General features: G+C 49.9%; 9 protein-coding genes. All 9 read right to left on the reverse strand.

Annotated features, from left to right (window positions below; all coding sequences use genetic code 11):
* Positions 1-67 precede the first annotated feature (67 nt).
* The 9 genes from lnt to mtnN all read right to left on the reverse strand — a co-directional run bounded on the left by lnt (position 68) and on the right by mtnN (position 13,039).
* The gene (lnt, locus tag M2404_RS11740) at positions 68-1,630 is read right to left on the reverse strand and encodes an apolipoprotein N-acyltransferase (RefSeq protein WP_259239928.1); all 1,563 of its coding nucleotides are present in this window, start codon (positions 1,628-1,630) and stop codon (positions 68-70) included.
* A 5-nt stretch (positions 1,631-1,635) separates the two neighbouring features.
* A complete protein-coding gene (locus tag M2404_RS11745; RefSeq protein ID WP_259239929.1) occupies positions 1,636-2,508 on the reverse strand; it encodes an HlyC/CorC family transporter in 873 nt (290 codons plus the stop codon).
* A 33-nt stretch (positions 2,509-2,541) separates the two neighbouring features.
* On the reverse strand, positions 2,542-3,003 hold the full coding sequence (gene ybeY / locus M2404_RS11750) for an rRNA maturation RNase YbeY (protein WP_259239931.1): 462 nt from the start codon (positions 3,001-3,003) through the stop codon (positions 2,542-2,544).
* Positions 3,003-4,007, reverse strand: a complete 1,005-nt coding sequence (locus M2404_RS11755) for a PhoH family protein (RefSeq protein ID WP_259239932.1) — start codon at positions 4,005-4,007, stop codon at positions 3,003-3,005. Before M2404_RS11755 ends, ybeY begins: the two co-directional genes overlap by 1 nt.
* Positions 4,008-4,053: 46 nt before the next feature.
* Positions 4,054-5,487 carry a tRNA (N6-isopentenyl adenosine(37)-C2)-methylthiotransferase MiaB gene (miaB, locus tag M2404_RS11760; protein ID WP_259239933.1) on the reverse strand — a complete coding sequence of 478 codons (1,434 nt, stop codon included), beginning with the start codon at positions 5,485-5,487 and terminating at the stop codon, positions 4,054-4,056.
* Positions 5,488-5,791: 304 nt separating this feature from the next.
* Positions 5,792-6,637, reverse strand: coding sequence for a DMT family transporter (locus tag M2404_RS11765; RefSeq protein ID WP_259239934.1), 846 nt, complete (start codon positions 6,635-6,637; stop codon positions 5,792-5,794).
* Positions 6,638-6,747: 110 nt separating this feature from the next.
* Positions 6,748-11,247: an EAL domain-containing protein gene (locus M2404_RS11770; RefSeq protein WP_259239935.1), complete on the reverse strand. Its 4,500-nt coding sequence runs from the start codon at positions 11,245-11,247 to the stop codon at positions 6,748-6,750.
* 123 nt (positions 11,248-11,370) lie between these two features.
* Positions 11,371-12,294 carry a cobalamin biosynthesis protein gene (locus tag M2404_RS11775; protein WP_259239936.1) on the reverse strand — a complete coding sequence of 308 codons (924 nt, stop codon included), beginning with the start codon at positions 12,292-12,294 and terminating at the stop codon, positions 11,371-11,373.
* A gap of 34 nt (positions 12,295-12,328) precedes the next feature.
* Positions 12,329-13,039 carry a 5'-methylthioadenosine/S-adenosylhomocysteine nucleosidase gene (gene mtnN, locus M2404_RS11780; RefSeq protein WP_259239937.1) on the reverse strand — a complete coding sequence of 237 codons (711 nt, stop codon included), beginning with the start codon at positions 13,037-13,039 and terminating at the stop codon, positions 12,329-12,331.
* Between the last annotated feature and the right edge of the window lie 75 nt (positions 13,040-13,114).

Below are 13,114 nucleotides of genomic sequence, written 5' to 3' on the forward strand. Positions count from 1 at the left end.
CCGGCAAAACAAAAGCGTGCAGCTAGTCTACCTGACTGGGATGGCTTCTCAAGTTAAATGTTAATAACTAAATAGTGTTAACAGCCGTTTTTGCACTGCGCCATTTAATAATACTGAATAAAAACAGTAACAAACCGCATATTAACCACAACGGCTTATCGCCAAAACGGCTGTATGGGGTGGTGCCAGTGCTCAGGCGTAATTCGTCTTTTAACACTGCCTCGGTAAACTGCGGTACGGTGCCGCTGATATTACCGCTGGCATCAATGGTGGCTGTTACGCCGTTATTTGTTGCCCGCAATACAGGCCGGCCAAATTCCAGCGCCCGCATTTGGGCAATTTGCAAATGCTGGTGCGGCCCTATGCTGTCACCAAACCAGGCGTCATTGCTTACTGTTAGCAGCAGCTGTGTTGCGTCAGTCATATTGGCGGCTATCTGGGCTGGAAAGGCAATTTCAAAACAAATGGCGGGCAGCAAATGGTAGCTGTTAGCCACCAGATTCGGTTGCACATAAGCACCACGGGTAAAGGAGCTCATTGGTAAATCAAAAATAGGTGCCAGTTTGCGTAACAAGCTCTCTAACGGTACAAACTCGCCTATTGGCAGTAAATGATGCTTGCTGTAGCGGTTGCCATGGCCGTAAAAGTAGTCGCCGTCGGTCGAGTCGGTATAGCGCTTACCCAGCACTATCAGGTTGTTCCAGGCTTGTTCAGTCTGGCTGTTGTAGTCAAGAATGCCGCTGATAACGGCGGTATTCTGATACAGCGCTGCACGGTTGAGGTTGTCCAGAAAATCCTGCGCTGCAGGTTCCAGCCGGGGAATAGCCGCTTCCGGCCAGATAACTAAATCGGCCTGAAAGTTTGGCCGTGTCATATCCATATATTTAAGCATGGTGGGCCATTCTTGCTCCGGTGCCCAGCGTAAATCCTGTTTTATGTTGCCTTGCACCAGCGCGACAGACAGCTGTTTATTGCTGTATTGCCAGCCATTAAACGTTACCAGCTGCGGGCTTAGCACAAATAATAAACCGGCAATAAAGGCATAGCTGTAACGGCTGGCTGCGCGTTGCTGCGAAAAAAGCTGGGCCAGCGCGGCAGCAGAAAACACCAGCAAAAAGCTGATGCCGGTTTCGCCAATCAGCGGGGCAAAGTCACGCAGGCCATGGCTGGTTTGGCTGTAGCCCATAGACAACCAGGGGAAACCGGTAAATACCCAGCTACGCAGCCATTCTGTGATTGTCCAGCAAGCGGCAAATAACAGTGGTGTAAACGCCGGGCGTTGCAATTTATAACTAAGCAGGCTTGCCAGTGCCGGAAATAACGCCAGATAACTAACCAGCAGGGCCATCAGCCCCAGGCTGCCAGCCAGTGGTAAGCCACCGAATTGATCAATACTGACATGCACCCAACTGATGCCAACACCAAACCAGCCCAGGCCAAAACTAAAGCCGCTTAGTGCAGCCTGTTTTGCTGTTGTTGCCCGCTGCAGTAAAAATACCAGCAATGCCAGGCTAAGCAGTGGTAGCCACCATAGTGTGTATGGGGCAAAGGCCAGAGTGGTAAGCCCACCGGCTGCAATCAGCAACAGATGGGACAGGGCCGGTTGTAACTTGGCGATTACAGCACGCAAGATAGTTAGTTTTCCTCTGTCTCGGCAGGTTCTTTAGCGCGGATCACTTGCAGCTGCACCAAACGGCGGCTGTTCGCTTTACTGACCTTAAAGGTTAGCCCTTCAAGCTCGATGCTTTCACCTTTAGCCGGCATATGGCCAAAGGCATGCAGCACTATGCCGCCTATGGTGTCAGCATCTTCTTCATCAAAGGTGGTGTTGAAGGATTCGTTAAACTCATCCAGCGGTGTTAAGGCACTCACCTGAAACACCCGCGATGCCATTTTCTTGATGTCGTTTTCTTCTTCATCGTCGTGCTCATCTTCAATTTCGCCGACAATTTGCTCCAGAATATCTTCAATGGTTACCAGGCCGGAGACACCGCCATATTCATCAACCACCACCGCCATATGGTAGCGTTTCTGGCGGAATTCTTTTAGCAACGCATCAACCCGCTTACTCTCGGGGATAATCACTGCCGGGCGCAGTAAATCGCGCAGGTGCCAGTTGTTAACATTAGGGTCCAGTGCATACTGCAACAGGTCTTTTACCAGTAGTATGCCTTCAATATGGTCTTTGTCTTCATTAACGACAGGATAACGGCTGTGATTGTTTTCCATCAGAATGGGCAGCATATCAGCGACGGAGTCGTCAATATCAATGGTGGCCATTTGTGAGCGCGGTACCATAATGTCACGGGCCCGCATACTGGAAACATCCAGCACACCGTCCAGCATGCTTTTGGTATCGGTATCGATCAGGTTGCGTGTTTGCGCTTCGCTGATGATGTCTTGTAAGTCAGATATATCTTGTGGTTCTGCACTGAAGATACTGGCGATCCGATCTAACCAGGATTTGCCGGCAGAACCGCGACTAGAGTGGGGATTGTCGTCACTCATGGGTGAACTGTTGCTCCAAAAAACAAAAAAATCCTATTCGTTATCCAACAAATAGGGGTTATTAATGCCAAGTTGTTGCAATATGGTCACTTCTTCGGCTTCCATTTGCTCGGCATCGTCGTCATTTATATGGTCAAAGCCCAATAAATGCAAGCATCCGTGTATTACCATATGCGCCCAGTGCGCCTGCAGGCTCTTATGTTGCTCTGCGGCTTCTGCGGCAACAACCGGGGCGCATATCACTAAATCACCCAATAGCGGCAGCTCAATACCCGGCGGGCACTGAAACGGAAAGCTCAGCACATTAGTGGGTTTATCTTTGCTGCGATAATCAAAATTCAGTTGCTGGCTTTCGGCCTGATCAACAATTCGCACTGTGACTTCAGCTTCGGTCTGAAACGGTAGTATGGCCGCATTCAGCCATTGCTGTACCTGGGCTTCGCTGGGTAAATTGTCTGCTGTGCTGGCCAGCTGTAAATCGAGAGTAATTGCCATTATTGGCCTTTAGCGGCGTTATCTGCCGCTGCTTTTGCTGCTTCAAATGCTTCATACGCCATAACAATGCGCTGCACTATAGGATGGCGCACCACGTCTTTGGCGGTAAAGTGGTTAAAGCTGATTTCGTCTACATCGCTAAGCACATCAATGGCATGTTTTAAGCCGGAATACTGGCCACGGGGTAAATCTACCTGGGTAATGTCGCCGGTGATCACCGCTTTGGAGCTAAAGCCAATACGGGTTAAAAACATTTTCATCTGTTCAACCGTGGTGTTCTGGCTTTCATCAAGAATAATAAAGGCGTCGTTCAGGGTGCGGCCGCGCATATACGCCAGTGGCGCAATTTCAATAATGCCGCGCTCCAGGTACTTTTCAACTTTTTCAAAGCCGAGCATTTCAAACAGGGCGTCGTACAAAGGGCGCAGGTACGGGTCAACTTTCTGAGCTAAGTCGCCGGGTAAAAAGCCCAGTTTTTCACCGGCCTCTACTGCCGGGCGCGTTAAAATGATACGCCGTACCAGATTACGCTCCAGCGCATCGACGGCACAGGCTACGGCCAAATAGGTTTTACCGGTACCAGCCGGGCCAATGCCAAAGCAGACATCATGCTTAAGCACATTACCAACATAAGCTGCCTGATTCGGGTTGCGCGGTTTGATCAGGCCTTTTTTGGTTTTCAGGCTAAAATCACGCGGCTCGCCGTCGTGTTGCTGGTACTGAATATCGTAGTTTTCGCTGATCAGCAAATGCACCTGCTCGGGGGTTAACTCTGCCGTTGGCAGCGCCGTGGCGGCATACAACTGCTGCAGTACATCTAAAGCTGCTGCAACGTTATCGGCCGGGCCAGCTATTTTCAGCTGGTTGTCGCGTTGGCTGATATCTACCAGTAAACGGCGTTCAACGTGCTTTAAGTTATCGTCAAACGGGCCACATAACAGCGTTAACCGCCGGTTGTCAGCACCTTCCAGCGTTAAATCTGCAGTATGTAAAGTTGTGCTCAAATGCCTGCCTCAGTGTAGAAGGGGGCAATTAATGCCCCCGGATCAGTTAAGGTGTAAAAGTGGTTACGCCAAGTGCGTCTGCTGCAGGTACGGCTTTTTGCCGTGCCAGAATTTGCTGCGGCGCTACTTCACGGCGCAGACCCATATCCTGCTCAGTGCGGATTAGCGTACCACGCAATGAATTACTGAATACATCAGTAATTTTTACATCGACAAAGCAGCCTATCATGTCTGGTGAGCCTTCAAAATTCACCACTCGGTTATTTTCTGTACGGCCGGTCAGTTCCATAATATCTTTTTTCGACGGCCCTTCTACCAGAATACGTTGCTCGGTGCCAAGCATACCGCGGGCAATTTTCAGTGCCTGCTGGTTAATGCGGTCTTGCAGAATATACAGCCGTTGTTTTTTCGCTTCTTCGCTGACGTCGTCCGGCAAGTCTGCTGCCGGTGTGCCAGGCCGGGCACTGTAAATAAAGCTGAAACTCATATCAAAATTGATTGCGGCAATTAAGTCCATGGTGGCCTGAAAGTCGGCATCGTCTTCACCGGGGAAGCCGATAATAAAATCAGATGACATGCTTAAATTCGGCCGAATTTTCTTCAGCTTACGAATTTGCGATTTATATTCCAGCGCGGTGTGGCCGCGTTTCATCAGGTTCAGGATACGATCTGAACCGCTTTGTACCGGCAGGTGCAGGTGATCAACCAGCTCGGGTACGTCGCGGTATACTTCGATAATATCGTCAGTAAATTCTACCGGGTGCGAGGTGGTGTAACGAATACGGTCAATGCCATCAATCGCGGCGACTAAACGCAGTAATTCTGAGAAATGACAGATAGTGCCGTCAAACTTTTCGCCGCGGTAGCCGTTAACGTTTTGCCCCAGCAGGTTAACTTCACGCACGCCTTGTTCGGCTAACTGGGCAATTTCAAACAACACATCATCCAGCGGCCGGCTGACTTCTTCACCGCGGGTATATGGCACCACGCAGAAGGTACAGTATTTTGAGCAACCTTCCATTACCGACACAAAGGCGGTTGGGCCATCGGCTTTAGGCTCGGGCAGGCGGTCGAATTTTTCAATTTCCGGGAAAGAGACATCCACTACCGGCGATTTGTTACCGCGCACGGCGTTGATCATTTCCGGCAGCCGGTGCAGGGTTTGCGGGCCAAAGACGATATCAACATAAGGCGCACGCTCACGAATAGATGCGCCTTCCTGTGAGGCTACACAGCCACCGACACCAATCACTAAATCAGGGTTTTTCTCCTTCAGTGGACGCCAGCGACCCAACTGATGGAATACTTTTTCCTGCGCTTTTTCGCGGATTGAACAGGTGTTTAGCAGAATAACATCTGCGTCTTCTGCCTCTTCGGTCAGCGTATAGCCGTGGGTAGCATCCAGCAGGTCGGCCATTTTGGATGAATCGTATTCGTTCATCTGGCAGCCCCAGGTTTTAATGTGCAGTTTTTTGCCCATTGTGTGTCGTTACCTGTATTGTCACTTGGAAAAAAGGGAGCGTATTTTAGCCTGTTCGGGCCCGTGTTGCCAGCGCTTGCTTAAAATGGCTGCTTCGAAGTAGGGCAGAGATCGGTTTACCCACGTCAACGCGCCGTAAACCCATCCGTGGGGGCTCGACTATAAACTTCATCCATGAAGTTTATCCTGCGGACCAGCAGAGCTGTTCAAATTCGCTCCCGGCGAATTTGTCAGCATCCATGCCTTCAACGGTTGACTTAGAGTAAACCGATCGCTGCCTGTTCATAGTGAGTTGGCAGAATCGCTATAACAGCCTTTGCCGGGTTGTAATATAACCGGCGTAGAAAATCACCAGTACACCAGCAAACCAGGCCATGGTTACCGGCTCCTGCCAGAACAGATAACCAAATAAACCGGCAAAAATTACGCTGCTGTATGTCCACATACCAATATCACTGGCTGGCGCCACGGCATAAGCGCGCGTCATTGCCAGTTGGCCAATGGCCGCCAGCACGCCCATACCAATAAATGCCAGCCATACTTCATTGTTTAGCGGCTGCCAGTAAAATGGCAGCGGCACAGCTGATAAAATGGCGGTGAGTAGCGAAAAGTAAAACACAATACGCACCGCCGGTTCGGTATCAGACATATAACGGATAGTGGTTTTGGTCACGGCCACCAGTACCGCAGATATCAGCGCTACCAGCATAATGACATCAACAGTGCCGGCGGTGCCGGGCAGCGCCAGCATGACACCAACAAAGCCCAGTACTATGGCAAACAGTGTCAGGCGGCTGGGACGCTCTTTTAACCAAAACCGGGCAATAATGGGAACAATAAAGGGCGAGAGCAATAATACCAGCATACCTTGCGCCAGTGGCAGGCGCGCCAGCACATAGAAAAAGCAGTACATTGAGATAAGCCCGGTTAACGCGCGGCTAAGGTGCAGGTACCAGCGTTGGGTTTTTAGCAGGCTGAAGCCGTGTTTGTACAAAAATGGCAGCATTAGCAGCAAGGCGAAAAAGTTGCGGAAAAATACCACCTGCACTTCAGATGCGGTGCCACTGGTAAATTTAACTACAGCGCCAATACCCGCAAAGCAGGCTTCGGCCAGCAGCAGTAGTAAGGCTCCTTTGGCTAACGGCGACAATATAACAGCCTGCAGCGTGGGTAATAAGGCTGCTTAGTATACCAGAGCCGGTAGCAGCTAATGCAGCTAACGGCAGAATATATCGCAGTACAGCAGCGGCCTGGCGTTTGTTACAGCTCGGTTTGTAAAAATACCGGAATATCGGCTGCTGGCATCGGTTTGGCGAATAAATATCCCTGGATCAGGTAGCACTGGCGGCGGTTGAAAAACGCCAGTTGTTGCTCGGTTTCTACGCCTTCTGCTACACAGTACATGCCAAGGCTGTTGGCCATACTGAGCATGGCTTCAATAATGGTTTCATCACTGCTGTCTATGCCGATATCCTGTACAAAGCTACGGTCAATTTTAATGCCGTCAATTGGCAGTTCTTTCAGATACTTCAGTGACGAGTAGCCGGTACCAAAGTCATCCAGCGCCAGTTGCACGCCCAATTCGCTAAGCGCCAGCATGGTATCAATAGCACTTTGATGGTCGCGCATCAGCGCGCTTTCGGTAACTTCAAACCGCAGGCAACTGGCAGGTATCTGATATTTCTGTAACAGAAACCGGGTATGTTCTACCAGCGCAGGTTGTTCCAGATGCTGGGTAGATAAATTAACCGACAAATACAGCTGATAGCCATTCTGATGCCACTGTTGTAAGTCGCTCAGGGCCCGCTCCAGTAACTGATGCGTCATATTAATAATAAGCCGCAGTTCTTCAGCCAGCGGAATAAACTCGGCAGGAGAAATTAACCCTTCGCTGCTTTGCCAGCGGATCAACACTTCTGCGCCAACTACCTGGCGGGTTTGGCTATTAACGATGGGCTGATAAAAGTTAACAAACTCATCTTGTTGCAATGCTTTGCGTAAACGGGTTTCCCGTGCCAGCCGCATATGGGCTTTTTCGTTCATTTCGGCGGTAAAAAACTGGAAGTTATTACGCCCGGCCTCTTTGGCATGGTACATCGCCACATCAGCATGTTTTAGTAGTTCGATAGCATTGATGGCGTCGTCGGGGTATATCGCAATACCAACACTGGGCGACACACCAACGGTATGAGTACCTAACTGCATCGGCTCACTGACAACGGTTAGCATCTTACGGGCAACATGGCTGATATTGTCGGTGGTTTTATAACCTTCAAGCAGCACAATAAACTCGTCGCCGCCTAAGCGGGCTACGGTATCGCTGTCTCGTAGTGTCAGGGTTAAACGCCGGGCGACTTCTTTTAACAGTAAATCGCCGACATCATGGCCGAGTGAGTCATTAATTTGCTTAAATTTGTCCAGATCAATAAAGCACAGTGCCAGTGATCTTTTATCACGCTTGGCCTGATCAATGCCGTGGTAGATACGGTCCATTAATAAAGCCCGGTTGGGCAGACCGGTCAGGGCATCATAGTTAGCCAGGTAACGCAGTTCATCTTCAGCTATTTTTTGTGCAGTAATGTCGGTAAATACGAGTACAAAAAATGCCAGTTCCTGCTGTTCGCCAATGGCACTGATGTTGATCAGCGTAGGGCGTTCACGGCCATCCGGGGTAATAACCAGCTCTTCGCCCTGCCAGTGCTGGCCTGGCCTCATTTCTTTTAACAGCTTGGTGTAAAACCGCCGCCGTACCAGGCTAATACCCAGATGGTGGGTACGCGGTTGGTCAAGATATTGCTCTACACTGCCAAAAGCATCGGCAAAAGACTGATTGGCGGCTTTGACCCGCTGGCTGTCGTCCAGAATAACTACCCAGTCGCGGGTTTGCTGGAAGGCTTCACCAAATAGCCGGGCCTTTTCCTGGTTGGCGCGGGTTTCAGTGATGTTGCTAAAAGTACCTATTACTTTGCTTACGCTGTTGTCGGTGTCATGTTCAGTTGCTTTACCCTGATCGCGAAACCATAGCCAGTTACCGCTTTGGTGTTGCATACGGTAGGTAAAATCAAAACCTTGCTCAGGTTGTTGTAAAAAGCGGGCCCACTGGGTGCAGAAGCCATCTCTGTCGTCTGGGTGGATCAATGTCTGGTGCTGCTGCAGTGTTAGGGGGTTCATGCTTTCACTGTAGCCGAGCATAGTATGAATGCGGGACGCGAACAGCAGGTTAGTGTCGGCTTGCCATTCCCAGGCCCCGCTGTTTACCGACGCCAGAGCTTGTTTTAAGCGCTGTTCACTTTGCAGGGCTTTGCTATGTATGCTGCGTAGCAGCGCATGTTGATGGCGGCGCAGCCGGTATACTTTATACAACAATAGTGCCAGTAGGGCCGCGTAGCTTAGCAATGCCCAGCCGGACAACCAGAACGCGGGTTTTATGTGTAAATGAATTTTTGCCGGTGCGCTTTCCGCGCCGCTTTCAGGAGAAATAGCCACTACGTTAAAGGTGTAATCGCCACTGCTTAGCTGCGGAAAAATAACGCTGTTGCCGCGCTGTGGTGGGTAATTGATATTTTGTTTGCCGTCCAGCCAGTAGCGATAACGCATTTTGTGTTGGTTGCTGAAATTCATCGCGCTAAATTGCAGCGTGATGCCAAGATCTTTGTGCGACAGCGTAAAATGACGCTCATTTAAATTGGTATTGACCGGCTTAAAATTGCCAGACAGTAAACTGAGGCTGGTAATAATAACGCTTGGTTCGCTACTTTGTTCCTGCAACCGCATTGTATCTACCAGTGTTACACCGCGCATACTGCCAAAGGCAAGCCTGCCATCAGCAAGTGTGGTTACTGCGCCGCCGTTATATTCATGGGTATAAATACCATCGTCACGGGTGAAAAACTCAATTTGCAGACTTGTGGTATCAAGCCGGGCCAGGCCATAGTGGCTGGAAAACCAGATGTCGTCATGCGCATCTAACTGCAGGTTGTATACGGCATCGGATAGCAGGCTGTCATCTACACTGTAATAGTGCGCCAACTCCAGTGTGTCTGCGGCAAAACCCAGCAAGCCTATGCCTGACATACTGATCCACAACCGGCCTTGTTTATCCTGCAACATAGAATTGGCAATACGGCCCAGCATAGGCTGGTAGGCAGGGGCCTGGTAGATCAGGCGTTGGCTGTTATCCTGAGGTTGCCATAACCAGATTTCGTCCGGTTTTGCTATTAACAAACCCATATTTTTGCCGGTATAAACACCTAAAATAGTACTACTGCCGTTGGAGGCACTGAAATTATTACTGATGTCTTCTACTGTGCCTGTGTCCGTCGTATAACGCATAAGTTTGCTATCGTAAAAAAAGTACCATTGCTGCTGGTACAAAAAATAGCTACTGTTCCTCGCATTTAAATAATGTTTGTCACTTTCTTTGAGTTTGTCGGGTAGTTGCAGCTTGCCGGTCGCGGTATCAAATAGCCGCAGGCCACTGGCGTTAACCAACCACAGGTTGTTGTTATCTGCCGGGTAAATAGCGTAAACCGTGCCGTCATGCTGAATGGCCTTAGGGTCGGGGTTTACTAAGTAGCTGGTGTTGGTGCCGTTATGCAGCTGATTTTTGTTCAGGCCATTGGCAGTGCCTATCCAGAGTGTCTGGTTGTCGCTTGCCAGCAGGCTGTAAACCACATTACTGCTAAGCGTGGAGTTGTCATTATGGGTGCGGACAATCTGGCTGAAAGCCTGGCTGCGGGGATGCCAGTAGTAAGCTCCATTGTCACGTGATGCCAACCAGTAGCCGCCGGCCTTATCGGCCACAATATCAATAATAGTATTGTCAAATAAACCCAGACTGGCATCGCTGAAGCGCAGCACAAACTCGCTGCTTTGCTGCTGTGGATAAAAGCGGTATAGCCCACGCTCGGTTGGGATCAGGGCATGATCATCAACCCATTTTATCTGCCAGATATTCAGTGCAGCCAGCTCAGTTTTAGCCTGGTAGGGCCTTTGGTGCTGTAAGTAGGCCAGCATGTCGTCAAGGTTAAGGCTGTACAGGCCATCGACAGTACCTATCCACAAACGGTTATGTTTAATGCTCAGCACTTTGCTGTGTAGCTGGTCGTTTGAGACTATATCGCTGTCTAAATAAGGCAGGTACTGGTGCTGGTTGTTGCTGAGGTTAATGGCAATAACACCATTAAATGCGGCTATTAATGCATAGCCCTGATAATATTGAATATTGCGCAGCCAGCCGTTGCTATACCCCGCGTTGCGGATATCAAATAGTTTCTCCTGGCTGCCATCAGTTAACGATAAACGAAATACGGCGTGATGGGTGCTTAGCAACAAAGTATCACTGTTGTAGGATGCCAGCCCTGAGATAAAAATGCTGTCGGGTAGGTCGTTTTGCTGGCGTAAACTGGTCACCGGTTCGATATAACCACTGATGCGGTTATAACGGTACAGATCGCCTGTGGCGGTTGCAGCAAAAATGCTACCGCTGTTGTCCTGTAATAAACGGGTAAATGAAATTTCTTTTAAACTGGCAAGCGCTGTCTCTACCTGCACCACCTGATTACTGTCAAAACGGTTAAGGCCACCCTCGGTAGCCAGCCAGAGAAAGCCTTCGTTATCTAACAGCAAATCATTAACTGAACCCTGTGTCAGCCCTTGATCCGGTGTCAGTGGGCGTAATAATGGGGCCGCAGCTAAGTTGAACACAGCCAGCATCAGAAGCAGGGCTGCAAAACGCATCAAAGGCTGCACAAAATTCACTGAAACTCCCGTTTACTGTAGCGTGGTTATTTTTATTGCTGCTACATCTGGATTGTGTTGCAGAACATATACTGAGAGTGAATGGCTTGTCCAGTTTTCTGTCTAAAGCGCTTATTATCGCGGCTATTTCAGCCAGATCAGTGCCAATTGCACTAAGGTAACACTAAGTACCAGCAGCATAAAATACAGCTGAGCAAAATGCACAACCCGCACGGCGTTGCCAATATCCTGCCAGGCAGGTTCTCGCTGATAGGATATGCGGCTGCGCAGCAGTTTAGTATGGCCATAATATGCCGGGCCGCCAAGATTACAGCGCACTGCCACGCTGCCACAACACAACAGTAAAAAAGACAGATAGTTAATGTTAAGCCGTGGGATCTGACGAACTTGCTTATAGCAGCGGCTGATACCATGCTGCAACACCAGAATAATACTGCTAATCAGTACCGCCGGGGCCGCAGTAATAGTGGCCAGCCAGGCAGCGGGCCTGCCAAAGTAGCGGTTTAGCGGCAGTTTACTGTTCCATTGCTGGGCCAGTTCCTGCAACAACCGGTATGCCAGTGCGGCGATGCCACCACCGGCTAAAAACCAGCAGCACACACCCAGCATCAGCCTGGTGTTACGCAGCACCGTGCTCTCTATTATGGCTTTACTTACGCCCATTGCTGTCAGGCGGCTGGTGTCGCGCAGCAGTAATTTTGTCGCTTGCTCTTTTGCCAGCGTTAGCTGGCCGCGCTTGAGGCTGTCGCTGATGCCCAGCATATATTTACGTTGCTGCTGCCAATCCAGGCTGAGATACAGCAACAGCGCATCCAGCAGTTGCGGCAGTTCTGAAAACTGATACAGGCTGTAGCACAATAGCAACGGCGGTGCCAAAGCGACTACTATTGCCAGGCTACCTGACGTGAGTTGTTGCTGTACTGGCCGGGTAGGATCAGGGTGTACTTTTTGTGCCAACTGGCGGGCATAATAACGAAACAGTGTTAACGGATGGTAGGCTGCCGGTAAGCTAAACCAGTTTGCTGCCAGCACCACGGCCAGCAGCATTAAAGGCGCATACCAAAGCCCTTGTGGCAGCACGTTACAGGCTTACACCGGCCAGGCTGCTAATCAGTTCAGCAACCATGGCTGAACTGTTTTTTGACGCGACCTCCAGATAGGCTTCGAAAGATTGTGGCGATTCTTTACCGGCAATATCGCTTAAGCTTCTTATCACCACAAAAGGGGTATGCAGCATATGGCATACCTGGGCAATAGCGGCACCTTCCATTTCTACCGCCAGCATAGTGGGAAATTGTTCGCGGATAACAGCAATACGCGCCGGATCACAGATAAAGCTGTCGCCGGTAGCAATAAGCCCTTGTTTGGTTTTGCAATAGCCCAGCAAGGCAATACTTTGCTCGGCGGCGGCTACCAAAGCCGGATGTGGCAAATAAGCGGCGGGCATTTGTGGCACCTGGCCTATTTCATAACCAAAAGCCGTTACGTCAACATCATGGTGGCGCACTTCGGTACTGATCACTACATCACCAACGCTTAATTGCGGGTCAAAGCCGCCGGCTGAACCGGTATTAATAACAGCGTCTGGTTTAAAATGCTGGATCATTAAGGTTGTGGCAACTGCAGCCGCAACTTTACCGATACCGGATTGCACCAGCACAACTGCAACGCCATTGAGGCGGCCGCTGTAAAATACGTAGGAACCCAGCTCGGTGGTTTCTACTTCAACGATTTGCTGGCGCAACAGCGCCACTTCCGGCTCCATGGCGCCGATAATACCGATTAATTGCATACTGCAGTCTCTGTCATAACAAAGGCGTTAGTATAAAACGCTGTGCTGACAAAATCCCGCTTTTCATTATTTAAA

Origin of the sequence: Rheinheimera pacifica, from assembly GCF_024809855.1 — a bacterium.
Classification (GTDB): Bacteria; Pseudomonadota; Gammaproteobacteria; order Enterobacterales; family Alteromonadaceae; genus Alishewanella; species Alishewanella pacifica_A.

Bases quoted from the DNA above. Each gene is read 5' to 3' on its own strand.
- M2404_RS11745 (WP_259239929.1), bottom strand. From the start codon at position 2,508: ATGAGTGACGACAATCCCCACTCTAGTCGCGGTTCTGCCGGCAAATCC.
- ybeY (WP_259239931.1), bottom strand. From the start codon at position 3,003: ATGGCAATTACTCTCGATTTACAGCTGGCCAGCACAGCAGACAATTTA.
- miaB (WP_259239933.1), bottom strand. From the start codon at position 5,487: ATGGGCAAAAAACTGCACATTAAAACCTGGGGCTGCCAGATGAACGAA.
- mtnN (WP_259239937.1), bottom strand. From the start codon at position 13,039: ATGCAATTAATCGGTATTATCGGCGCCATGGAGCCGGAAGTGGCGCTG.
- M2404_RS11775 (WP_259239936.1), bottom strand. From the start codon at position 12,294: ATGCTGCTGGCCGTGGTGCTGGCAGCAAACTGGTTTAGCTTACCGGCA.